Origin of the sequence: Pseudomonas tehranensis (assembly GCF_014268615.1) — a bacterium.
Classification (GTDB): domain Bacteria; phylum Pseudomonadota; class Gammaproteobacteria; order Pseudomonadales; family Pseudomonadaceae; genus Aquipseudomonas; species Aquipseudomonas tehranensis.
On sequence record NZ_JABWQV010000004.1, the window covers coordinates 17,574 to 41,994 of the forward strand.

The 24,421-nt window shown below is 59.6% G+C and carries 19 protein-coding genes; 11 read left to right on the plus strand and 8 right to left on the minus strand.

Annotated elements, in window-relative coordinates; translation table 11 throughout:
* Positions 1–91 precede the first annotated feature (91 nt).
* From HU811_RS02380 to HU811_RS02400, 5 genes are all read right to left on the minus strand, one after another.
* Positions 92–2,959: an FAD-binding and (Fe-S)-binding domain-containing protein gene (locus HU811_RS02380; protein WP_186653732.1), complete on the minus strand. Its 2,868-nt coding sequence runs from the start codon at positions 2,957–2,959 to the stop codon at positions 92–94.
* Positions 2,956–3,627: a LutC/YkgG family protein gene (locus HU811_RS02385; RefSeq protein WP_186653735.1), complete on the minus strand. Its 672-nt coding sequence runs from the start codon at positions 3,625–3,627 to the stop codon at positions 2,956–2,958. Before HU811_RS02385 ends, HU811_RS02380 begins: the two co-directional genes overlap by 4 nt.
* Positions 3,624–5,093, minus strand: a complete 1,470-nt coding sequence (locus HU811_RS02390) for a LutB/LldF family L-lactate oxidation iron-sulfur protein (RefSeq protein ID WP_186653737.1) — start codon at positions 5,091–5,093, stop codon at positions 3,624–3,626. Before HU811_RS02390 ends, HU811_RS02385 begins: the two co-directional genes overlap by 4 nt.
* Positions 5,090–5,914, minus strand: coding sequence for a (Fe-S)-binding protein (locus tag HU811_RS02395; protein WP_186653739.1), 825 nt, complete (start codon positions 5,912–5,914; stop codon positions 5,090–5,092). Before HU811_RS02395 ends, HU811_RS02390 begins: the two co-directional genes overlap by 4 nt.
* A gap of 151 nt (positions 5,915–6,065) precedes the next feature.
* Positions 6,066–7,760 carry a lactate permease LctP family transporter gene (locus HU811_RS02400; RefSeq protein WP_186653741.1) on the minus strand — a complete coding sequence of 565 codons (1,695 nt, stop codon included), beginning with the start codon at positions 7,758–7,760 and terminating at the stop codon, positions 6,066–6,068.
* Between the two features lie 263 nt (positions 7,761–8,023).
* On the opposite strand from HU811_RS02400, the gene HU811_RS02405 reads away from it, so the two are divergent.
* Positions 8,024–8,791, plus strand: a complete 768-nt coding sequence (locus HU811_RS02405; protein ID WP_092394318.1) for an FCD domain-containing protein — start codon at positions 8,024–8,026, stop codon at positions 8,789–8,791.
* 154 nt (positions 8,792–8,945) lie between these two features.
* On the opposite strand, the gene smpB is transcribed toward HU811_RS02405, so the two are convergent.
* Complete coding sequence (smpB, locus tag HU811_RS02410) at positions 8,946–9,428, minus strand: SsrA-binding protein SmpB (RefSeq protein WP_025211771.1); 483 nt, start codon at positions 9,426–9,428, stop codon at positions 8,946–8,948.
* Positions 9,429–9,546: 118 nt separating this feature from the next.
* Here smpB and HU811_RS02415 point away from each other — a divergent pair, with 118 nt between their 5' ends.
* Genes HU811_RS02415 through HU811_RS02425 form a run of 3 tightly spaced genes read left to right on the plus strand, consistent with a single transcriptional unit; the run spans position 9,547 to position 11,700 of the window.
* Positions 9,547–10,950, plus strand: a complete 1,404-nt coding sequence (locus HU811_RS02415; protein WP_092394918.1) for a sodium-dependent transporter — start codon at positions 9,547–9,549, stop codon at positions 10,948–10,950.
* A gap of 7 nt (positions 10,951–10,957) precedes the next feature.
* Complete coding sequence (locus HU811_RS02420) at positions 10,958–11,401, plus strand: type II toxin-antitoxin system RatA family toxin (protein WP_092394314.1); 444 nt, start codon at positions 10,958–10,960, stop codon at positions 11,399–11,401.
* Positions 11,398–11,700, plus strand: a complete 303-nt coding sequence (locus tag HU811_RS02425; protein WP_186653742.1) for an RnfH family protein — start codon at positions 11,398–11,400, stop codon at positions 11,698–11,700. The genes HU811_RS02420 and HU811_RS02425 overlap by 4 nt, the downstream gene beginning before the upstream one ends.
* 54 nt (positions 11,701–11,754) lie before the next feature.
* On the opposite strand, the gene HU811_RS02430 is transcribed toward HU811_RS02425, so the two are convergent.
* Positions 11,755–12,282, minus strand: coding sequence for an outer membrane protein assembly factor BamE (locus HU811_RS02430; RefSeq protein ID WP_092394308.1), 528 nt, complete (start codon positions 12,280–12,282; stop codon positions 11,755–11,757).
* A gap of 97 nt (positions 12,283–12,379) precedes the next feature.
* On the opposite strand from HU811_RS02430, the gene fur reads away from it, so the two are divergent.
* Positions 12,380–12,784 (plus strand): ferric iron uptake transcriptional regulator, encoded by a 405-nt coding sequence (gene fur, locus HU811_RS02435; RefSeq protein ID WP_092394305.1) that lies wholly within the window; start codon positions 12,380–12,382, stop codon positions 12,782–12,784.
* Positions 12,785–12,862: 78 nt separating this feature from the next.
* Here the strand turns inward: fur and recN are convergent, their stop codons facing one another.
* The gene (recN, locus tag HU811_RS02440) at positions 12,863–14,536 is read right to left on the minus strand and encodes a DNA repair protein RecN (RefSeq protein WP_186653744.1); all 1,674 of its coding nucleotides are present in this window, start codon (positions 14,534–14,536) and stop codon (positions 12,863–12,865) included.
* Positions 14,537–14,777: 241 nt separating this feature from the next.
* Between recN and grpE the strand changes: the two genes are divergently transcribed.
* The 6 genes from grpE to carB all read left to right on the plus strand — a co-directional run bounded on the left by grpE (position 14,778) and on the right by carB (position 24,421).
* Positions 14,778–15,344 (plus strand): nucleotide exchange factor GrpE, encoded by a 567-nt coding sequence (grpE, locus tag HU811_RS02445; RefSeq protein WP_092394299.1) that lies wholly within the window; start codon positions 14,778–14,780, stop codon positions 15,342–15,344.
* 101 nt (positions 15,345–15,445) lie between these two features.
* Positions 15,446–17,362 carry a molecular chaperone DnaK gene (gene dnaK / locus HU811_RS02450; protein ID WP_092394296.1) on the plus strand — a complete coding sequence of 639 codons (1,917 nt, stop codon included), beginning with the start codon at positions 15,446–15,448 and terminating at the stop codon, positions 17,360–17,362.
* Between the two features lie 360 nt (positions 17,363–17,722).
* The gene (dnaJ, locus tag HU811_RS02455; protein WP_047229065.1) at positions 17,723–18,847 is read left to right on the plus strand and encodes a molecular chaperone DnaJ; all 1,125 of its coding nucleotides are present in this window, start codon (positions 17,723–17,725) and stop codon (positions 18,845–18,847) included.
* A gap of 9 nt (positions 18,848–18,856) precedes the next feature.
* Positions 18,857–19,663, plus strand: coding sequence for a 4-hydroxy-tetrahydrodipicolinate reductase (gene dapB / locus HU811_RS02460; protein ID WP_092394293.1), 807 nt, complete (start codon positions 18,857–18,859; stop codon positions 19,661–19,663).
* 294 nt (positions 19,664–19,957) lie between these two features.
* Complete coding sequence (gene carA, locus HU811_RS02465) at positions 19,958–21,094, plus strand: glutamine-hydrolyzing carbamoyl-phosphate synthase small subunit (protein WP_047229063.1); 1,137 nt, start codon at positions 19,958–19,960, stop codon at positions 21,092–21,094.
* Between the two features lie 105 nt (positions 21,095–21,199).
* Positions 21,200–24,421: a carbamoyl-phosphate synthase large subunit gene (gene carB, locus HU811_RS02470; RefSeq protein WP_092394290.1), complete on the plus strand. Its 3,222-nt coding sequence runs from the start codon at positions 21,200–21,202 to the stop codon at positions 24,419–24,421.

Here is a 24,421-nt window from a genome sequence, read left to right on the forward strand (position 1 = left end):
TCCTTGAACGTTTGGTCTCGGTGCTGGCGGACGGTCACGGCCAGGACCCGAGTTAATGAAGGGCCCGACGGCGTCGGGCCTATTCAAGTGACTACAGCGACACACAGGAATTCGATTTTTCTTCGGGTGCGATGGGGAACCCTTCACCGTCGGCGGATTTGGGTCGGGTGACGCGGTCTACCAGATACACCAGGCCGTGGTAGTCGATTTCGCCATGGCGCGTCAGACCGATCTCGCAGGTGCGGCTGGTGGAGACGCCTTCGCTGCAATGCTGCACCGCGTCCTTGAGGGTTCGCAGTGAGTGGGCGTTGAGTTCCGGTGTAGTGAACCCCTTGTCGCCGGCAAACCCACAGCAATGGATGCCTTCGGGGATCACGACTTGCTTGCTGCATTTGCGCGCCAGGTCGATCAGCGCCTGACTTTCGCCCAGGTGCTGGGTACTGCAAGTGACGTGTACGGCGATCGGTTCATCCTGGGGCGTGAATTCAAGGCGCTCCATCAAATGCGTACAAATGAAACGCACCGGATCGTACAGGTCTAGTCGAACATTCCCCAGGTCCTGGACCAGCCGCAACGTGCAAGGGCTGGTGTCGCAGTAAATCGGGTCAATCCCGCCGCGGCTGGCGTGGAGCAGGGCGCCGATCAACTCCTGGCGCTTGTGCTCGGCCTGTTCCGCGTAGCCTTTGGAGGCGAAAGGTTGGCCGCAGCAGAGGCTGTCCACGTTGTCTGGGAAGACCACCTGATAGCCGGCTTTTTCCAGCAGCCGTTGAGTTTTTTCATACAGCGACATCTGTTCTTTATCACCCGCCGCCGGAGCCATTGCCCGCGACACGCAGGCGGCCAGATAGACCACGCGGGGGCGTGCGTCGGACACGGCCGGGCTGAAGCGGATGGCTTTTTCCGGCTGCGGCATGGCGTTGTCCCACTGAGGCACCTGGCCCTTCGATAAGCGGGTCAGGCCGGCTGACAAGCGAGCCAGGCGCGGCGCGCCCAGCAACATTCGGGCGCCGTTGGCGACGTGCAGGGTAAAGCGTGCCCCTTGCAGCGCCGTGGCGAAATGGCTTGCAAGCCAGTCGGCGGTTTTCGTACGTGTGGCGGTACGCGCGCGAAGCTTTTTCACCAGCTCGCCGGTGTTGATGCCGACCGGGCAGCGTTGTGCGCATAAGCCGGTGGCGGCGCAGGTGTCGATGCCCTGATATTGATAGGCCGTTTCCAGTTCTGAAGTGTCGATGCCTGCGCGCTTTTTCGCCTGGATGTCGCGCCAGATCACGATGCGCTGGCGCGGGCTCAAGGTCAGGTCTTTCGACGGACAGACCGGCTCGCAGAAGCCGCATTCGATGCACTTGTCCACTATCTCGTCGGCCGCTGGCAGCGGCTTGAGGTGCTTGAGGTGGATTTGTGGGTCTTCGCTGAGCACCACGTCCGGGTTGAGGATGCCGTTAGGGTCGAGCAGGCGTTTGAGTTGCCACATCAACTGGTAGGCGTCGCTGCCCCACTCCAGTTCGACGAATGGCGCCATGTTGCGTCCGGTGCCGTGTTCGGCCTTCAGCGAACCGCCGAACTCCACCGCCACCAACTGCGCCACGTCGTCCATGAACGCTTGATAGCGCGCAACTTCTTCGGCGTTGTTGAAGCCTTGGGTGAAGACAAAGTGCAGATTGCCTTCCAGCGCGTGCCCGAAAAGAATTGCTTCGTCGTAGTGATGTTTGTCGAACAGCTCGATCAGGCGGTTCACGCCAATGGCCAGTTGCTCGACCGGAAAGGTCACGTCTTCGATGATCACCGTGGTTCCGGTTTTGCGGACCGCGCCCACTGCTGGAAAAGTGTCTTTGCGGATGGCCCAGAGTCGGGCGTTTTCTCGCGGGTCTTCGGTGAAGTCGATCTGTTTTTCCACAGGGAAACCGGCCAGCGATGCCATGATCCGGGCCAGTTGCTCTTGCAGCAAAGATGACGAAGCCGCGCGGGACTCAATCAACAGGGCGCAGGCATTTGTCGACAGATGCTGTACGAAATCCGGCATGCCCGGTTTGTCCTGCACCGAACGCAAGCTGCGCCGGTCCAGCAGTTCCACCGCCGATACCGGTTGGCTTTTCAACACCGTGACGGCGTTGCAGCAGGTTTCCACGTCCGGGAAGACGATCAGCGCCGAGGCTTTGTTCGGGTGATCGATGACGGTGTTGTAGGTCACCGCGCTGATGAAACCGAGGGTGCCTTCGGAGCCCACCAGCAAATGGCTCAAGATATCCACAGGCTCGTCGTAATCCACCAAGGCATTGAGCGACAGGCCGGTGGTATTTTTCAGACGGTATTTGTGGCGAATTCGAGCCGCCAGTTCGGTGTTGGCGCGGGTCTCGCGGCCAAGGGTTGTCAGACGCTCCAGCAGTTCGCCATGGCTTGTACGAAAGGCCGCCACGCTGGCTTCATCCTCAGTGTCCAGATGGGTGCCATCGGCCAGTACCAGGCGGATGCCGGCGAGGGTGTGATAGGTGTTTTGCGCTGTGCCGCAGCACATGCCGCTGGCATTGTTGGCGACGATGCCGCCGATTTTGCAGGCGTTGATCGATGCCGGATCGGGGCCGATCTTGCGGCCGAACGGTGCCAGCCAGGCATTGGCCTGGGCGCCGATCACGCCGGGCTGCAAGCGAATCTGCATGCCTTCTTGGCGAATCTCGCGAGCGTTCCAGTTATCCCCCAGCACGATCAGCACCGAGTCGCTGATGGCTTGGCCGGACAGGCTGGTGCCGGCCGCGCGGAACGTGACCGGAACGTGGTCGCGTTGGGCCAGTTGCAGCAGCGCCACCACTTCGTTTTCGGATTCGACGCGGATCACCAGTTTCGGAACCAGCCGATAGAAACTGGCATCGGTGCCGAAGGCCAGTGTCGACAGCGGGTCGTCGAAACGTCTTTTTGCCGGGATCAGTTGTTGTACATCGCGCAGGAACGGGGCCGGGAGGGTCATTGGTCCTCCAGAATCAAAACCACCAGATCCTTCGGACCATGGGCGCCATAGGCCAGCACTTGTTCGATGTCGGCCGTCTTGGAGGGGCCCGACACCAGCAATGCGTTGGTAGGCATGCCTTGGGCCCAGGCGAACTCCTGCTGCACTTCATAAAAGTTATCGCGGATTTCGCTGGCCTTGAGCAACGCAAAATGCACTGGCGGAACCAGGCTCATCAGCCGCGGTTCTTCCCGCGTCGGCCAGAGAATCAGGCTGCCGGTCGCGGCAATGGCGCCCAGAGTCGCGGTCAGGCTGGCGGGGGTGTCGTTGAACAGCTCTGCTTTCCATTCCTCCACCGGGCGGTCGTAAGCCTTGAGGGTTGGCAGCTCGGGATTGTTCGCCCAGAACTGTGTGATTTTTTGCCCGTGCGGCGTCGTCGGGGCGATGAGCAGGCTTGGCAATTGACGGTCGCGCAGCAACTGAGCCAGCAGCGCAGGCCAACCTTCGCCAGACGTCAGGTGGATTTCAGTGTGCACCGCTTCCATCAGTTTGCGCAGTTGAGCGATGCGCTCTTCGGGGGCGTAGCGATAGATTTTCGTCACCAGTTCGACATCGAAGTTGTCGGCCACTGGCGTGGTGCCGGTCAGGCTTTTACGCAGCTTGGCGAGGATGTTTCCCTTGGCGCTCATCGACGGTCTCCCTGCTGGTTCAGGTGTTCGCGGGCCAGGTCATGCAATGAGCGGGCGGCGGGTTTGGGGGCGCTGTGGTTTTGCGTCCAGGGGCCGACGTTAGCGGGCATCAGGGCGCGCAGGCGCGTGGTGAGGAAAGCGAACAGCCGATACAGGCGCGGTGAACTGTTGAGTCGGGCCCAGGCGTTCCAGATGAAGCGCTCCTTGGGCGAATACTTACTGCCCTGGCCGCGCATCACCGGGTTCGGACTGTCCGGTGCCTTGACGTTTTCTTCGCGCAGGCGCCGCAACAGCGCCGGAATTGGAATCTTCACCGGGCACACTTCACCGCAGGCACCGCACAGCGAAGAGGCGCTTGGGTGGTCCGGCACTTTGGCCAGGCCGACCATATGCGGAGTGATGATTTTTCCGATAGGCCCCGGGTAAACCTCGCCGTAGGCATGACCACCGATTCGGGTGTAGACCGGGCAATGATTCATGCAGGCGCCGCAACGAATGCAGTTCAGGGTCTGGCGCAGTTCGCTGTCGGCAAAGGCCTGGCTGCGGCCATTGTCCAGCAGGACCAGGTGGACTTCCTGGGGACCGTCCAGTTCGTTGGCCTTGCGTGGGCCGGAGATCATGTTGACGTAGGTGGTGATCGGCTGGCCGAGGGCCGAGCGGGTCAGCAGCGAGAGCAGCGGCACCACGTCCCGCAGGTTCTCCACGACTTTTTCAATGCCGGTCACGGCAATGTGGACCGGTGGCACGGTGGTGGACATCCGCCCGTTGCCTTCGTTTTCCACCAGCAGCAGTGTGCCGGTTTCGGCAACGGCGAAGTTGACGCCGGAGACGCCGATGTCAGCCTCGAAGAATTTCTGCCGCAAGACCTTGCGACCGATCTGAATGAGTTGGTCAACGTCCTTGGTGTACTCCACGCCAAGTTTGTCGTGGAACAAGGACGCGACCTGACCGGCGTTCTTGTGGATCGCCGGCATAATGATGTGTGAAGGCTTCTCGTGGTCGAGCTGGACGATGTATTCCCCCATGTCGGACTCGAGACATTCAATGTCCCGACCCTCGAGGAAATGGTTCATCTCCATCTCTTCGCTGACCATCGATTTGCCCTTGATCACTTGCCGCGCCTCGTGAGCGCGGATGATCGAGAGGACGATGCCATTGGCTTCGTCCACCGTTTCCGCCCAGTGTACTTTCACACCGTTGCGGGTCAGGTTGGTTTCAAGCTGCTCGAGCAGGTCGGGCAACTTCGATAACGCACGAGCGCGGACGGCATTGCCCAGCACGCGCAGATGTTCTCTTTCGTGGGCATCGCTGAAGGACGCTGCCCGCTTGGTCATCAGTGAATCCATCGCTGTGCGAAAGTTATTTCGCAGTTGCGTGTCGTCCAGCGCCTTGTGGGCCCGGGCGCGAAAATCTTCCTGCGCCGCAATCGGCACTTCAACGGTCGGAATCAGCGTCGGTGTGCTCATACGACACCCCCGGTGCGCTGCCAGAGGAAGCTCGCCAGGTGCTGGCCGCGTAACGCCTCTTGCTGTTTCTCCAGTGCGCCGTTGATATTCATCAGGCAGCCACAGTCGGCACTGACGACCTGGTGCGCGCCGGACTCCTTCAGCGCGCGGGTCTTGTCGGCCACCATCGCGCCGGAAATATCCGGCATGCGAACGCTGAATGTCCCACCAAACCCACAGCATTCACTTTCATGGCTGTGTTCGACTCGCTCCACGTTGTCCAGCTGCGCCAGTAAGGCGCGGCCATGCAGGTGGGTGTTCATTTCCCGGCGTGCCGAGCAGGAGGTGTGTAGCGCGATCTTCACCGGCTCGCCACTGTCCTGAAACTGCACCTTGCAGACAAATAACAAGAACTCGGCCAACTCATAGGTGCGGGCCGCCAGGGCCTGGACCTGTTTGAGCGTATCGGGCTCGTCCTTGAACAGGTCGGCGTAATGCTCGCGCAGCATGCCGGCACAGGAGCCCGACGGCACCACCACCGGATAATCCCCGGCAAACAACGCCAATTGCGCCCGGGCTACCGTCCGGGCCTGCTCGGTGTAACCGGAGGTGTACGCCGGTTGCCCGCAACAGGTTTGCCCTTGCGGGTAGTCCACCTGGATCCCTTCGCGCTGCAAAAGATGAATCGCATCCATCCCGGCTTCGGGATAGAACAGGTCCACCACGCAGGTTCCGAACAGGTAAACCCGTTCGGGCTTGTTGCTGGGATATTGCCTAGGCTCGGGCAATGGCGGGGCGACACGGGTCGCATTCGGCACGGCGTTGTAAAAAAGCTCGCTCATCAGGCGTGTCTCCGGGTGGTCCCGGTTATCCGTCCGCTGAGGCTGCTGAATATAGATAAGGAATCTTTCAGCAGCCTTGCAGACCCGGTTATCAATAGCAGACGCCGAATCGTGGTTCGGCGTCGTTCTTTTTCGGTGTTAGCTGTCGTGCTTAGTGCACCAGCATGCCGGTGAGCCAATAGGCCTGGGCCAAGGTGATCAAGCCCACGATCGTTGCAAAGAATAGGCTGTGTTTCAGGGTGAAGCGGAACAGATCCGACTCCTTGCCCACCAGGCCGGTCGCAGCGCAGGCCACGGCAATGGACTGTGGCGAAATCATCTTGCCGGTCACGCCGCCGCTGGTATTGGCGGCTACCAGCAATGTGTCATTGACGCCGATCTGGTGCGCGGTGGTGGCTTGCAGCGAGCCGAACAGCGCGTTGGACGAGGTATCGGAACCGGTCAGGAATACTCCCAGCCAGCCCAGGAATGGCGAGAAGAACGGGAACGCCGCGCCCGTGCCGGCCAACACCAGGGCCATGGTGGACGACATGCCCGAGAAGTTGGTGACGAAGGCGAACGCCAACACCATGCCAATGGACAGGATAGGCCACCGCAGCTCGTAGAAGGTTTCTTTTAAAGTGGTAAGACCAGTTCCAAGGTTGATCTTCAGCACCAGCATCGAGATCAATGCCGAAAAGAAAATCGCCGTGCCGGTGGCGGAAATCGGATCAAGTTTGAAGATGGCCGGGATGGCTGTTGGATTGGTCACGATCGGCGCGACCTTGATCACCATCTGATCCAGGTGCGGGATGGCGAAATTGAATACCCAGCCGTACATCGATCCGCCCGGGGCGAACATGGCCTTGAACGGTTTGAGCGTCCAGATCGTCACCAGCACGGTGAGGATCAGGAACGGTGACCAGGCCTTGATGATTTCTCCCAGGCTGTAGGGGGAAGCCACGGTGCTGCGCGGCTGGCCGAAACCGCCGACGCTGGCGGTAATGGCTGCGCTGGAGGTGGCGCCGGCAATCTGCGCGCCGGCAGTGCGTTTTGGCTGCCAGACTTTCAGGAACAGAGTCAGGGAAACCAGGCTGGCCAGAGCCGAGGTGATGTCCGGCAGTTCCGGGCCGATGAAGTTGGAGGTGAAGTATTGGGTGATGGCGAAGCTCAAGCCTGCCACCAGCGCTGCCGGCCAGGTTTCCCGTACGCCGCGCACACCGTCCATCATGAACACCAGCCAGAACGGCACGAACAGCGACAACAATGGCAACTGACGGCCCGTCATGGCGCCGATCTTGAACGCGTCGATCCCGGTGACCTGACCGGCCACGATAATCGGAATGCCCAGGGCGCCGAAGGCCACGGGGGCGGTGTTGGCGATCAGGCACAGGCCAGCGGCGTACAGGGGGTTGAAGCCCAGGCCGACCAACAGTGCTGCAGTAATCGCTACCGGCGCGCCGAAGCCGGCGGCACCTTCCAGAAATGCCCCGAAGCAAAAGCCGATCAACAGCACCTGAAGGCGCTGGTCATCGGTGATCGACAGCACCGAGCTGCGGATCACTTCGAACTGGCCGCTCTTGACGGTCAGTTTGTAGAGAAATACTGCCGCGACGATGATCCAGGCGATCGGCCACAGGCCATAGGCAAAACCATAACCGGCTGCAGCGAACGCCATGTCCGCCGGCATTTGAAACGCGAAGATCGCCACGGCGATCGCCAGGGCCAGAGTGATGCTGCCGGCCACATGTCCCTTGAGGCGAAACACCGCCAGGGCCAGGAAGAAAAATACAATGGGAATGACGGCCGCAAGTGCGGACAAGCCGAGGCTGCCGAGCGGGCTGTAGAGCTGTTGCCAGGTTTGCATAGTGGGTGGGCCCCTAATTGTTGTTGGTCAGGCACTGGTCAGCGATTTTGGGTAATTGGTAAGACCAATTTACAAGCGCTGTCGGCTAGGGTAAAAGCCTTGGTTGTCGCATGTCAATTTGCCGCTCTGAAACTTTCGTCGAATGAGGGCGGTCGTTGGCATCTGATCTGTGGGTATAAGTGGCTTCTGGAGGGTGTCGGCGGGGCGCGGATAGGCCAGAATAGAGAGCCCGGCGAGCCGTCGGGATCGTGGAGAGTCGAGTTATGGGGTTTGATCAGATTCGTCAGCGCCGTTTGTCTGACGATATTGTCGAGCGGCTTGAAGGAATGATCCTTGAAGGCACGCTGAAATCCGGCGAACGCCTGCCCGCCGAGCGTGCCTTGGCTGAGCAGTTCGGCGTGTCACGCCCTTCGTTGCGCGAAGCGATTCAGAAACTGGCGGCCAAGGGTTTGCTGGTCAGTCGTCAGGGTGGTGGCAACTATGTGGTGGAGTCGCTGGGCTCAACCTTCAGTGATCCACTGTTGCAGTTGTTGGAAAGCAATCCTGAAGCGCAACGTGATTTGCTGGAGTTTCGCCATACCCTGGAAGCTTCCTGCGCTTACTACGCGGCACAGCGGGCCACTGACGTGGATCGCGAGCGGCTGACGGCGGCGTTCGAGGAGCTTCAGGATTGCTATTCACGCCATGAAAACGTGAGCCGGGCAGAGGAGGGCGCGGCCGATGCGCGGTTTCACCTGGCCATCGCCGAAGCCAGTCACAATGCAGTGTTGCTGCATACGATTCGTGGCCTGTTCGACCTACTCAAACGCAACGTCGTCACCAACATTGGCGGCATGTACAAGCAGCGCAGCGAAACCCGAGACATGCTCATCAGCCAGCATCGGGAGTTGTACCAGGCCATTATGGGCGGGCACGCCGAGCAGGCCCGGGAAGTCTCCAGCCGGCATATTCTGTATGTGCAGGAAGTGTTGGAAGAGGTACGTCAGGAAGTGCAGCGGGTGGCGCGGGCGGAGCGGCGCAAGGGGATGTAGTCAATTGGTTCTGTAGCGATTGGACCCCTGTGGGAGCGAGCCTGCTCGCGAAAACGGTCTGTCAGACACATCAAGGTTGCATGTGCCTCCGTCATCGCGAGCAGGCTCGCTCCCACATTGGATCTTCAGCGAACACAGAGCCCAGGCGAAAGAGTCAGTCTTCCTTGCCCTTGTTACGCACCGCGCGTTGCAGCTCGCGACCGGCGTCGCGTTCGCGCTCGGTATCACGCTTGTCGTATTCCTTCTTGCCTTTGCCCAGCGCAATTTCGCACTTGATCAAATGCTTGCTCCAGTACAACGACGTGCAGACGCAGGCGTAGCCTTTTTGCTGCACGGACGCGAAGAGCTTTTCCAGCTCGCGCCTGTTGAGCAGCAGCTTGCGCGAGCGTGTCGGATCGGCGATGACGTGGGTGCTGGCGGTGGTCAGGGGCGTGATATGGCTGCCCAGCAGCCAGGCCTCGCCGTCCTTGAGCAGCACATAACTGTCGACCAGTTGCGCCTTGCCTGCACGTAAGCTCTTTACTTCCCAGCCGGCCAGGACCATGCCAGCCTCGAAACGCTGTTCGATGAAGTAGTCGTGTCGCGCTTTTTTATTTTGCGCGATGGTCCCTGTGGGGTGTTTCTTCTGTTTAGCCATAGGGGCGGCATTATAGGCAGTTGCGGGCGTGTCGGCTACGGTGAAGCTACGTGCTTGAGCAGGTTGAATGAATCCCGGACAATGCGGCCTCTTTTTCGAACGCTTGGGCGTGATCACGATGTCGACAGACAAGGTTTCTGTCCACGGCAGTTGGGCTAGCCGCTGGGTCTTCATATTCGCCGCGACCGGTTCGGCCGTGGGGCTGGGCAGTATCTGGAAATTTCCCTACATGGTCGGCGTCTATGGTGGCGGTGCCTTTGTATTGATGTTTCTGGCGTGCATCGCGCTCATCGGTGCGCCGGTGATGCTGGCCGAAACCCTCATCGGTCGTCGCGCCCGGCAAAGCCCGGCCAATGCCTTGAAGGTGCTGGCGCTGGAGGCCGGGCACTCGGCCAAGTGGTCGTGGGGCGCGTTTGCCGGAATGATCACGGCGCTGCTGATTCTGTCTTTCTACAGTGTGGTTGGCGGCTGGTCGCTGGACTACATCATCGATATGGGACGTGGGGACTTTCAGGGGGTGACACCCGATCAGGTCGGCGCCTACTTCGGCGATGTGATCTCCGATCCCTGGCGGCTGACACTTTGGCATACGATTTTCATGCTGCTTTCTGCGGTGGTGATTGCCCGTGGGGTGGTTGCGGGGCTTGAGCGCAGCCTGCGAATCATGATGCCGCTGCTGTTCGTGATGATCCTGGTATTGCTGGGCTACAGCATGACCACCGGGCACTTCATGGAAGGCGTTCACTTCATGTTCGATTTCCAGCCGGAGAAAGTTCTGGATGGCCTGCTGCCGGCCATGGGGCATGCGTTTTTCTCCCTGAGCGTGGGGGTGGGCTCGATCATGATCTATGGCGCCTACATGCCCAAGAGCGCCTCGTTGACCAGGACCGTCGTTGGTGTCGCGCTGCTGGACACCTTTGTATCGTTGTTGGCCGGGCTGGCGTTGTTTCCGATTGTCTTCGCCGCCGGCCTGAACCCTAGCGAAGGGCCGGGGCTGATGTTTGTCAGCCTGCCATTCGCTTTCGGCAACATGGCGTTTGGTCAATTCATGGGCGTGGTGTTTTTTCTCCTGGTGGCCATTGCTGCCTGGAGTTCGGCCATTTCCCTGCTCGAACCCATGGTCGCCTATCTGGTGGAGCGGACCCGGCTCAGTCGCGCCTGGGTGACGTTCTGGCTGGCCTTTACCTGTTGGTTCGTTGGCCTGGGGACGGTGTTTTCCTTCAATATATGGAAACAAGCGAAGTTTTTCGTGAACGACGGCGGGCTGTTCCATCTCTACCAGTGGGGAGCGGCCGGAGGGCTGGATTTCTTCGGCGTGATTGATTTCTTCACATCACGGATCATGCTGCCGCTGGGTGGTTTGTGTTTCGTGGTGTTTGCAGGATGGGTCATGGGGCGTGAGGCGGTGCGTGACGAATTGTCGTTGCGCAGTCCTGTATTGTTTACCTTGAGCCTGTTCTTGATGCGCTATGTGGCGCCCATCGGCATTCTCGTAGTGTTTGCCGCCCAGCTGTGGAAGTGACGCTTACATGACGACACATATTCAACGCTCGGCCTTGCTGCCCTATCCGGCGCAGGCGTTGTACGACCTGGTCAACGATGTAGCAAGTTACCCGCAATTTTTGCCTTGGTGCTCGTCCGCCGAAGTGCTCGAAAGCTCTGAAACCCATATGCGCGCCAGCCTCAATGTCGCCAAGGGCGGATTGAGCCAGCACTTTGTCACGCGCAACACCTTGGTGCCTGGACAGTCCATTGAAATGAATCTGGAAGAGGGGCCTTTCAATCAGCTCCACGGCGTCTGGGTGTTCAAGGCGCTGGGAGAGAAGGCCTGCAAGATCAGCCTGGATCTGTCGTTCGACTACGCAGGCCCGTTGGTGCGAGCCACGCTGGGCCCGCTGTTCAATCAGGCGGCCAATACCCTGGTCGACGCATTCTGTCAGCGCGCCAAGCAAAACGCCGAGCTTGCGCGTTGATTGAGCTGGAAGTGGTGTATGCCTGCGTCGATCGTCAGGTCTTGCGCGTATTTTCCGTGCCCGAAGGCACCAGTGTTCGGGCGGCGTTAGCGGCGTCTGGCATTGCTGCCGAGTTTCCGCAGCTGGATCTGGCCACTTGTCCGGTAGGGATTTTTGGCAAGGTGGTGGCCGATCCGGATCGCCAGGTGGTTCGGGCGGCTGATCGACTTGAAATTTATCGACCGTTATTGGCAGACCCAAAAGAGATTCGGCGGCTGCGCGCCGCCAAGGCCGCTCAGGCGCGCCAAGCTGATCAATAGCGCTGAATTGCAGGCCATAAAAAACCCGGCAAGCCGGGTTTTTTATTGAGCAATTTATTGCGGCGAGGTATCCAGTGGTTCTGGCGTCGGTACCGGTACGGTCTCGACGTTGTCCACGTCCTTCTGGATCTGATCGAGCAACGAGCCTGGCTTGACCGGTTTTTCCGGTTTCGGCTGCTCGGCATTCTGGGCTGGGTCGGTCACCACAGTGCCGCTGTCCTGGCCCATAATGGCCTCGTCGCGGCTCACGCCGGGCATGAAATCGCCCGACAGGCTGACAAGCTGGTCATTGGCGTTGAAGATAACGCTGATGCGTTCCTGTTGGCGTTCACCACCACCTGGTTGCAGGCTGTACAAATAATCCCAGCGATCGGCATGGAACGTGTCGGTCAGCAGAGGGTTACCCATGATAAACCGTACTTGCCGACGGGTCATTCCCGGGCGTAACTGGTCTATCATGTCCTGCGTGACGACATTGCCCTGCTGGATGTCGATTTTGTAAACCCCGGGGAATGAACAACCGGCGAGTGCGAGCAGTCCCACAAAGGTGAAACTGGTTAGCAAGAGCTTGGTGTTTTGCATCGGTGGGCGACTTCCACTATCTTGGCTGGGACAACGTAAACGCCGATCATACCCGCATTAAGAGAAGCTGCGAAGCAGCATCGCGAGAAAGCTGACCATGGTTGAAAATAGCGAACTACGCAAAGCCGGCCTCAAAGTGACCCTGCCACGGGTCAAAATTCTACAAATGCTCGATTCCGCCGAGCAGCGCCACATGAGTGCCGAGGATGTCTACAAGGCACTTATGGAAGCTGGCGAGGACGTCGGTCTGGCCACGGTTTACCGTGTCCTGACCCAGTTCGAAGCGGCGGGGCTTGTGGCTCGTCACAATTTCGATGGCGGTCATGCGGTCTTTGAATTGGCTGACGGGGAACATCACGATCACATGGTGAACGTGGAAACCCGTGAGGTCATCGAATTCATTAGTCCGGAAATCGAAGCGCTGCAAAAGGAAATCGCTGAAAGACATGGTTTCGAGCTGATCGATCACCATCTCGTCTTGCATGTGCGCGAGAAGAAGTAAGCACGTCGCGTGAGCCCAAAGCTCTCAAAACGAAAGAAGGCGACCCCCCGGGGTCGCCTTCTTGCTTTACGGCTTTTGTCAGGCTTTTGCCGCGACGACCATTTTCTTCGCGTGGGCCAGGGATTCTTTGGTGAGATCAATCCCCCCCAGCATCCGTGCCACTTCTTCAACTCGCTCGTTCTTGTTCAGCTTGGACACAGCGGTGCGAGTGGCGTCCTCATCACGCACCTTGTGCACAAATAAATGCTGGTGTCCTTGAGCTGCGACCTGGGGCAGGTGAGTCACTGTCAGCACCTGGCCGCGCTCCCCGAGTCGACGCAGCAACTGGCCGACAATTTCCGCCGTAGGGCCGCCAATACCCACGTCCACTTCGTCGAATACCAGGGTCGGCACGCGAGAGGTCTGTGCGGTGATGACCTGGATGGCCAGGCTGATTCGTGACAACTCGCCACCGGAGGCGACTTTGGCCAGGGCCTTGAGCGGTTGCCCGGGGTTGGCGCTGACCAGCAACTCCACCTGCTCCAGCCCGTTGGGTTGAAGCTCGTCCCCCGTGTTGGGGTGCAGCTCGATGGTGAAGCGCCCGCCGGGCATGCCCAGGCGCTGGATCTCCTGCTCAACGGCACCGGCCAGCCCGGTCGCGGCCTGCTGACGCAGTTCACTGAGCTCCCTGGCTTTCTCCTGATAATGACGGGCATAGGACGCCAGTTCGTCTCCCAGGCGCTCAATGGATTCGTCGTTAGCGTTCAGGGTTTCCAGCTCTTCAAGCAGGCGCTGCTGCAGTTCGGCGACATCGGTTGGCTGGACGCGGTGCTTGCGCGCCAGGGTATAGATAGTGTCCAGGCGTTCTTCCAGATATTGCAGGCGCGCCGGATCGGCGTCGAAATGATCCAGAAACCGGTTGAGTTCGCCGACGGCCTCCTCGACCTGAATCTGTGCACTTGTGAGCAGATTGGTCGCCTCGCTCAGGGCGCCTACCGAATTGTTGACGCTGGACAGCCGGTTCAGGCTGGCGGTCAGTGCATTGAGCACGTTACCCGAGTCGCTTTCACTGCATTGCTCGACCACTTGCCGGCAAATGCCCAGCAGGGTTTCGGCATTGGTGAGGTTCTTGTGTTCCTGTTCCAGTTCCGCCAGCTCGTTTTCACCCAAGGCCAGGTTCTCCAGCTCTTCGAGCTGATAACTCAGCAACTGGTGGCGGGCACGTTGTTCGTCACCGGAGTTGGAGAGTCGATCCAGTTCCTGGCGGGTCTGGCGCCATCGCTGGGCGGCCAGTTGAACCTGGCGGGCCAGGTCGGTGGCGCCGGCGTATTCGTCGAGCAGGCGGCGATGGGTCTCGGTCTTGAGCAGGGACTGGTGTTCATGTTGGCTGTGGATGTCGATCAACAGTTCACCCAACGCCTTGAGGTCGCCGAGGGGGCAGGGCGTACCGTTGATGTAGCCCCGCGACCGACCTTCGGCGGTGATGACGCGGCGCAATATGCACAGGCCGTCGGTATCCAGGTCACGCTCGGCTAGCCAGGTACTCGCCTCAGGGATGTCGACCAGGTCGAAGGTCGCCAGGATGTCGGCCTTGTCCGCGCCGGGGCGTACCACGCCACTGTCGGCGCGATCGCCCAGCGTCAGGCCCAGGGCGTCGAGCATGATGGATTTGCCGGCACCGGTTTCACCGGTGATCACGCTCATGCCCCGATCGAGTTCGAGGTCGAGGTGTTCGACGATGGCGTAGTTGTGTACGGACAGGTGCACCAGCATAAAGGCCGCTCCCAGGCTTAGGTCTGGTTATTTATACAGTGTTTTGTTTCGAGCTGACAATGCCTTCGCTTAGCTCGATTTGCTTGAGCGAATGACTTTCTTAGCACCGGGAGGAATGGATATGCAGGGGTTTTTTGTAAGGTTAATTCGTCGGACCGCCCTTGAAGCTGAAAAACCCGGCCCCATATACCGGGGCAGAAGCGCGAGTTGAGCTCGCGGACGAAGTTGAAAGGAGAAATCTATGGCTGACGAACAGACGCAGGACACGCAAAATCTAGACGCCAATCAGGCTCCCCAGGATTCGGGTGACGACCTGGCGGCACGTGTACAAGTGCTCGAAGAGCAACTGGCCGGTGCGCAGGATCAGGCGCTGCGTGTAGCCGCCGACCTGCAGAATGTCCGCCGTCGCGCCGAGCAAGATGTTGAAAAAGCTCATAAATTCGCCCTGGAGCGGTTCGCAGGCGACCTGTTACCGATCATCGACAGTCTGGAGCGCGGCCTGGAGCTGTCCAATCCGGACGACGAAAACATTCGTCCGATGCGTGAAGGCATTGAGCTGACCTTGAAAATGTTCCAGGACACGCTCAAGCGCTATCAGCTTGAAGCCATTGATCCGCATGGCGAGCCCTTCAATGCCGAGCACCATCAGGCCATGGCGATGCAGGAAAGTGCAGACGTCGAGCCCAACAGCGTATTGAAGGTTTTCCAGAAGGGCTACCTGCTCAACGGTCGCTTGCTGCGCCCGGCCATGGTTGTGGTCAGCAAGGCACCAGCACCGGTTTCGCCTTCTATTGATGAGCAGGCTTGAAATTCCGCGCAGCGGCCCCATTTAGAAGTCAAGCGTTTAAGTGCTACCGCAGTTAGCCACCACTGCTGCGGCAACAAAATCCAAGTTCCGGGAGAGTTAACATGGGCAAGATTATCGGTATCGACCTGGGGACCACCAACTCGTGCGTCTCCGTGCTGGAAAACGGCAAGGCCAAAGTAATTGAAAACGCTGAAGGCGCGCGTACTACGCCGTCGATCATCGCGTACGCCAACGATGGCGAAATTCTGGTTGGCCAGTCCGCCAAGCGTCAGGCAGTGACCAATCCGCATAACACCCTCTACGCGGTGAAGCGTCTGATCGGTCGTAAGTTTGACGAAGAAGTCGTTCAGAAAGACATCAAGATGGTGCCTTACAAAATCGCCAAGGCTGACAACGGCGACGCCTGGGTTGAAGTGAACGGCCAGAAAATGGCGCCGCCACAGATCTCGGCGGAAATCCTGAAGAAAATGAAGAAAACCGCCGAAGACTACCTCGGCGAAGCGGTGACCGAAGCGGTCATCACTGTTCCGGCCTACTTCAACGACAGCCAGCGTCAGGCGACCAAAGACGCCGGCCGCATCGCGGGCCTGGACGTCAAGCGCATCATCAACGAGCCAACCGCAGCCGCTCTGGCTTACGGCATGGACAAGGCCAAGGGCGATCACACCGTGATCGTTTATGACTTGGGTGGCGGTACCTTCGACGTCTCCGTTATCGAGATCGCTGAAGTCGATGGTGAGCACCAGTTCGAAGTACTGGCCACCAACGGTGACACCTTCCTCGGTGGTGAGGACTTCGACATTCGTCTGATCGACTACCTCGTCGACGAATTCAAGAAAGAAAGCGGCATGAACCTCAAGGGTGACCCGCTGGCCATGCAGCGTCTGAAAGAAGCTGCCGAAAAAGCCAAGATCGAGCTGTCCTCGAGCCAGTCGACCGACGTGAACCTGCCGTACATCACTGCAGATGCCACCGGTCCGAAGCACCTGAACGTGAAAATCTCCCGCGCCAAGCTCGAAGCGCTGGTGGAAGACCTGGTTCAGCGCACCATCGAACCTTGCCGCATTGCCATGAAGGACGCCGGTATCGACGTTGGTTCGATCAACGACGTGATCCTGGTCGGCGGCCAGACCCGTATGCCGCTGGTTCAGAAGCTGGTGACCGATTTCTTCGGTAAAGAAGCGCGTAAAGACGTGAACCCGGACGAAGCCGTTGCCATGGGTGCCGCGATCCAGGGTGCTGTTCTGGCCGGTGACGTGAAAGACGTTCTGCTGCTCGACGTCAGCCCGCTGACCCTGGGTATCGAAACCATGGGTGGCGTGATGACTGCGCTGATCGAGAAAAACACGACGATTCCTACCAAGAAATCCCAAGTGTTCTCGACCGCCGATGACAACCAGAACGCCGTGACCATTCACGTGCTGCAGGGTGAGCGCAAGCAAGCTGCGCAGAACAAGTCCCTGGGCAAGTTCGACCTGGCCGAGATTCCGCCTGCTCCACGTGGCGTGCCACAAATCGAAGTGACCTTCGACATCGACGCCAACGGCATCCTGCACGTTGGTGCGAAAGACAAGGCCACCGGCAAGACCCAGTCGATCGTGATCAAGGCCAACTCCGGTCTGTCCGAGGAAGAAATTCAGCAGATGGTTCGCGATGCTGAAGTCAACGCCGAAGAAGACCGCAAGTTCGAAGAGCTGGCCAGTGCTCGCAACCAGGGTGACGCCCTGGTGCACTCGACTCGCAAGATGATCGCTGATGCGGGCGACAAAGTGACTGCTGAAGAGAAAACCGCCATCGAGGCTGCCGTGGTTGCCCTTGAAGCAGCTGTCAAAGGCGACGACAAGGCAGCCATCGAGGCGAAGATCGAAGAGCTGTCCAAGGTCTCCGCTCCAGTGGCTCAGAAGATGTACGCCGAGCAGGCTCAGCCGGCTGAAGGCGCTGCGCAGCAAGGCGAGTCGGCCGAAAAAGCCGATGATGTCGTTGATGCCGAGTTCGAAGAAGTGAAAGACCACAAGTAATCGCTTGTTGGTCGGCCGGTTGACTGCATTTGTGCGGTGACTGGTAGGATGTCGCCGCGCGGGAGCTTGCTCCCGCGTTGGCGTGTCTGGAGTCAGTGAATTTTTACAGCATGCGACAGCGTTCGGATGCTGGCGGTGTGATCGGGAATGCTCCTGCTTTCCGAGCGAGAGACGCCGCGTTTTGGCCGGTTCCCTGGCTGAAAGAGGTGGGTTTGTACGGAAAGTCGCACTTTTCGTTCAAGGCCCAAGACCAGGATCGTTGAATCGACGTGAGTTGGGTCCGGGCCTGTATTGCGGCTCAACGAGTTTGGCAAGGTTCAGGAGAGGTTTGCCGGACGTCCTATAAGAGTGCAAAGACTAATGGCAAAGCGTGACTATTACGAAGTATTGGGTGTCGAGCGTGGTTCAAGCGACGCGGACCTGAAAAAGGCCTACCGTCGTCTGGCAATGAAGCACCACCCGGACCGTAATCCCGACGACAAAGCGTCGGAAGAGTTGTTCAAAGAAGCCAACGAGGCTTACGAAGTACTGTCCGACTCCAGCAAGCGTGCAGCTTACGACCAGTACGGTCATGCTGGTGTCGACCCGAGCATGGGTGGCGGCGGTGCCGGTTTTGGCGGGCAGAACTTCTCCGATATTTTTGGCGATGTGTTCAGCGACTTCTTCGGCGGCGGTCGCGGTGGTGCGCGTGGTGGCGCCCAGCGCGGCAGCGATTTGCGCTACACGCTGGAGTTGAATCTGGAAGAGGCGGTGCGCGGTACCACCGTCAACATCCGTGTTCCCACGCTGGTCAATTGCAAGCCGTGTGACGGTTCGGGCGCCAAGAAGGGCTCCTCGCCCGTCACCTGCCCGACCTGCGGCGGCATCGGTCAGGTGCGTATGCAACAGGGCTTCTTCTCTGTGCAGCAGACCTGCCCGCGTTGCCACGGGCAAGGCAAGATCATCTCCGATCCGTGCGATTCCTGCCACGGCGAAGGGCGCGTCGAAGAGTACAAGACGCTGTCGGTGAAAGTGCCGGCTGGTGTCGATACCGGTGACCGCATCCGTTTGTCCGGCGAAGGCGAGGCGGGTGCCCAAGGCGGCCCGACTGGCGACTTGTACGTGGTCATCAATGTGCGTGAGCACGCTATTTTCCAGCGCGACGGCAAGCATCTGTTCTGCGAAGTGCCGATCAGTTTCGTCGATGCGGCCTTGGGCGGCGAACTTGAGATCCCGACCCTCGATGGTCGCGTGAAGCTGAAAATCCCCGAGGGCACGCAAACCGGCAAGCAGTTCCGGATTCGCGGCAAGGGTGTAGCGCCGGTGCGTGGCGGCGGTGCGGGTGACCTGATGTGCCGTGTTGCGGTGGAAACTCCGGTCAACCTGAGCCGGCGCCAGCGCGAATTGCTGGAAGAGTTCCGCAGCTCGCTGGCGGACGATAACAGCCACTCCCCGAAAACCACCGGTTGGTTCGAAGGCGTGAAGCGCTTCTTCGGCGATCTGTAAGGAGCTCGCATGCGACGTATAGCTGTGATGGGCGCTGCCGGGCGCATGGGCAAGGCGTTGGTCGAGGCGGTGCAGCAGCGCTCGCCGCTCTCGGGCCTGACAGCCGCTATCGTCCGGCCCGACAGTACGCTTGTCGGTGCTGATGCGGGTGAGCTGGCATCCCTGGGGCGTATCGGCGTCCCGATGTCCGGTGGCCTGGAAAAGGTCTTGGATGAGTTCGATGTCCTGATCGATTTCACCCTGCCGCAAGTGATGCTGAAAAACCTCGCCATTTGCCGTAAGCACGGCAAGGCGATGGTCATTGGCACGACCGGGCTGGATGCTGCGCAAAAGCAGTTGCTGGCCGAGGCTGGCAACGATATTCCGATCGTTTTTGCGGCGAACTTCAGCGTGGGTGTGAATCTGTCGTTGAAGCTGCTTGAGATGACGGCTCGGGTTTTGGGTGACGATGCGGATATCGAAATCATCGAGGCTCACCACCGACACAAGATCGACGCGCCTTCGGGCACGGCCCTGCGTATGGGTGAAGTGATTGCCGATGCCTTGGGTCGCGATCTGCAGAAGGTCGCCGTCTACGGGCGCGAAGGGCATACCGGTGCCCGTGAGCGAGACACCATCGGTTTTGCCACGGTTCGTGGTGGTGATGTGGTGGGGGATCACACCGTGCTGTTCGCCACAGAGGGTGAGCGTCTGGAGATCACTCACAAGGCATCAAGCCGGATGACCTTCGCCAAGGGTGCGGTGCGTGCCGCTTTGTGGCTGGATGGTCGCGAGGCTGGTCTGTACGACATGCAGGATGTTCTCGACCTGCGTTGATGTTCCGGTGTGCTGTCTCGCAAACCTTTTGCCAGACGCAGCGCCAGAAAGCGGGGTTCAGGTTATACTGAGCCCCGTTTTACACCGCCTCGCGACGACCTGTCGCATTCCCCTGCCTTTAAGGCTCATTAGCGGTGGACCAAAAAAGCCTTTTTCTGTAAGCTACAGCTTTAGTGTGTCCACTAAAAGCGCGCAGAATAATTCAGTGAACAAGCGGGGTGACGTGTCCATACGTCACTCCGCTTTTTTACAACCTGCGATCGCCCTTTCAGGCTTTATTTACGGGAGGTCTTCTTGACTAAGCCAGCCATACTCGCCCTTGCTGATGGCAGCATTTTTCGCGGCGAAGCCATTGGAGCCGACGGTCAGACCGTTGGTGAGGTGGTGTTTAACACCGCAATGACCGGCTATCAGGAAATTCTTACCGATCCTTCCTACGCCCAGCAAATCGTTACTTTGACTTACCCGCACATCGGCAACACCGGCACCACGCCGCAAGATGCCGAGTCCGATCGTGTCTGGTCCGCCGGCCTGGTCATACGTGATCTGCCGCTGGTAGCGAGCAACTGGCGTAACACCATGTCCCTGTCCGACTACCTGAAAGCCAACAACGTTGTGGCGATCGCCGGTATCGACACCCGTCGCCTGACCCGCATCCTCCGCGAGAAAGGCGCGCAGAACGGCTGCATCATGGCCGGTGACAACATCACCGAAGAAGCTGCCATCGCTGCTGCCCAGGGCTTCCCTGGCCTTAAGGGCATGGATCTGGCGAAAGTCGTCAGCACCAAGAAGCAGTATGAGTGGCGCTCCACGGTCTGGGACTTGAAAACCGACAGCCACGCGACGATCGAGGCTTCCGAGCTGCCGTACCACGTGGTTGCGTACGACTACGGCGTCAAGCTGAACATTCTGCGCATGCTGGTGGAGCGTGGTTGCCGCGTGACCGTGGTGCCCGCGCAGACCCCGGCGGCAGATGTCCTGGCCCTCAATCCTGACGGCGTGTTCCTGTCCAACGGCCCGGGTGACCCCGAGCCTTGCGACTACGCTATCCAGGCGATCAAGGACGTGCTGGAAACCGAGATCCCGGTGTTCGGCATTTGCCTCGGTCATCAGTTGCTGGCCCTCGCGTCGGGCGCCAAGACCTTGAAAATGGGTCACGGCCACCACGGCGCCAACCACCCGGTCCAGGACCTGGATACTGGCGTGGTGATGATCACCAGTCAGAACCACGGCTTTGCGGTGGATGAGGCGACCCTACCGGCAAACGTGCGTGCGATCCACAAGTCGCTGTTCGACGGCACGCTGCAAGGCATCGAGCGTACCGACAAGAGCGCATTCAGCTTCCAGGGCCACCCTGAAGCGAGCCCTGGCCCGAACGATGTAGCGCCGCTGTTCGATCGCTTCATCACCGAGATGGCCAAGCGACGCTGACCGCGTGAAGCCCGAGGGCGGCCCCGAAACCGGTGGTCCCCTTGGGCGCTGCAAAGATTGTTCGACGGCCTAGCCGACTGACCTGCGGATTTGAGTGACAAACCCATGCCAAAACGTACAGACATAAAAAGCATCCTGATTCTCGGCGCTGGCCCGATCGTGATCGGCCAGGCTTGCGAATTCGACTACTCCGGCGCCCAGGCCTGTAAAGCCCTGCGCGAAGAGGGCTATCGCGTCATCCTGGTGAACTCCAACCCGGCCACCATCATGACCGACCCGGCCATGGCCGACGCCACCTACATCGAGCCGATCAAGTGGCAGACCGTTGCCAAGATCATCGAAAAGGAGCGCCCGGACGCACTGCTGCCGACCATGGGTGGTCAGACTGCACTGAACTGCGCCCTGGACCTGGAACGTGAAGGCGTCCTGGAGAAGTTCGGTGTGGAAATGATCGGCGCCAACGCCGATACCATCGACAAGGCCGAAGACCGTTCGCGCTTCGACAAGGCGATGAAATCCATCGGCCTGGACTGCCCGCGCTCGGGCATCGCCCATAGCATGGAAGAGGCCAACGCCGTTCTGGAGCGTCTGGGTTTCCCGTGCATCATCCGTCCGTCCTTCACAATGGGCGGCACCGGTGGCGGCATCGCTTACAACCGTGAAGAATTCGAAGAAATCTGTGCCCGTGGTCTGGATCTGTCGCCGACCAAAGAGCTGCTGATCGACGAATCCCTGATCGGCTGGAAAGAATATGAAATGGAAGTTGTCCGCGACAAAAAGGACAACTGCATCATCGTCTGCTCCATCGAAAACTTCGACCCGATGGGCGTGCACACCGGTGACTCCATCACCGTCGCACCCGCCCAGACCCTGACTGACAAGGAATACCAGATCCTGCGTAACGCCTCCCTGGCGGTGCTGCGTGAGATCGGTGTGGAAACCGGCGGCTCCAACGTCCAGTTCGGCATCTGCCCGAACACCGGTCGCATGGTGGTCATCGAGATGAACCCGCGGGTATCCCGTTCCTCGGCCCTGGCCTCGAAAGCCACCGGCTTCCCGATCGCCAAGGTCGCGGCCAAACTGGCTGTGGGTTACACCCTGGACGAACTGTCGAACGACATCACCGGCGGGAAGACCCCGGCGTCTTTCGAGCCGTCCATCGACTATGTCGTCACCAAGCTGCCACGTTTCGCCTTCGAGAAATTCGCCAAGGCCGACGCCCGCCTGACCACTCAGATGAAGTCGGTCGGCGAAGTCATGGCCATCGGCCGGACCTTCCAGGAGTCCCTGCAGAAAGCCCTTCGCGGTCTGGAAGTGGGTGTTTGCGGCCTCGATCCGAAGCTGGATCTGAGCCATCCGGACGCCATGAGCGAGCTCAAGCGTGAGCTGACCGTGCCGGGTGCCGAGCGGATCTGGTACGTGGCGGACGCCTTCCGTGCCGGCATGACCGTCGAGCAGATCTTCGGCATGAACATGATCGACCCTTGGTTCCTGGTGCAGATCGAAGATCTGATCAAGGAAGAAGAGAAGGTCAAGACCCTGGGCATGTCCAGCATTGACCATGCCACCATGTTCCGCCTCAAGCGCAAGGGCTTCTCCGACATGCGCCTGGCAAAACTGCTGGGTGTGACGGAGAAGAGCCTGCGGGCTCATCGCCACAAGCTTGAAGTGTTCCCGGTCTACAAGCGCGTAGACACCTGCGCCGCCGAATTCGCCACCGACACCGCTTACCTGTACTCCACGTACGAAGAAGAGTGTGAAGCCGCGCCGTCGACTCGTGACAAGATCATGATCCTGGGCGGCGGTCCTAACCGGATCGGCCAGGGTATCGAGTTCGACTACTGCTGCGTGCACGCGGCACTGGCTCTGCGCGACGACGGGTACGAGACCATCATGGTCAACTGCAACCCGGAAACCGTGTCCACCGACTACGACACCTCTGATCGCCTGTATTTCGAACCAGTGACCCTGGAAGACGTGCTGGAAATCGTCCGCGTCGAGAAGCCAAAAGGTGTGATCGTCCAGTACGGTGGCCAGACCCCTCTGAAACTGGCGCGTGCTCTTGAAGCGGCCGGTGTGCCGATCATCGGGACCAGCCCGGATGCCATCGACCGTGCCGAAGACCGTGAGCGCTTCCAGCAGATGGTTGAGCGTCTGAACCTGCGTCAGCCGCCTAACGCTACCGTGCGCAGTGAAGACGAAGCGATTCGCGCCGCCGCCAAGATCGGTTACCCGCTGGTGGTGCGTCCGTCCTATGTACTGGGCGGTCGGGCGATGGAAATCGTCTATCAGGAAGATGAGCTCAAGCGCTACCTGCGCGAAGCGGTTCAGGTGTCCAACGACAGTCCGGTGCTGCTGGACCACTTCCTCAACTGCGCCATCGAAATGGACGTGGATGCGGTCTGTGACGGCAAGGACGTGGTGATCGGCGCGATCATGCAGCATATCGAGCAGGCCGGTGTTCACTCCGGTGACTCCGCTTGTTCGCTGCCGCCTTATTCGTTGCCGGCCCACATCCAGGACGAAATGCGCGAGCAGGTCAAGAAAATGGCCTTGGAACTGGGCGTGGTCGGCCTGATGAACGTGCAACTGGCCCTGCAGGGCGAGGACATCTACGTCATCGAAGTCAACCCGCGCGCTTCCCGTACCGTACCGTTCGTCTCCAAGTGCATCGGTGTGTCCCTGGCGATGATCGCTGCACGGGTCATGGCCGGTAAGACCCTGAAAGAGCTGAACTTCACCAAGGAAATCATTCCGAACTTCTACAGCGTCAAAGAGGCGGTGTTCCCGTTCGCCAAGTTCCCTGGCGTGGACCCGATCCTCGGCCCTGAAATGAAGTCCACCGGCGAAGTCATGGGCGTGGGCGATACCTTCGGCGAAGCGTTTGCCAAGGCCCAGATGGGCGCCAGCGAAGTTCTGCCGACTGGCGGCACGGCGTTCATCAGCGTGCGTGATGACGACAAGCCGCTGGTTGCAGGCGTGGCCCGTGATCTGATCAACTTGGGCTTCGAAGTGGTCGCCACTGCCGGTACCGCCAAGCTGATCGAAGCGGCTGGCTTGAAGGTGCGCCGCGTGAACAAGGTGACCGAGGGGCGTCCGCACGTGGTCGACATGATCAAGAATGACGAAGTCACGCTGATCATCAACACCACCGAAGGTCGCCAGTCGATCGCCGATTCGTATTCCATTCGTCGCAACGCGCTGCAGCACAAGATCTACTGCACCACGACCATTGCTGCGGGCGAAGCTATCTGCGAAGCGCTCAAGTTCGGTCCCGAGAAGACCGTGCGTCGCTTGCAGGATCTACATGCAGGATTGAAGGCATGA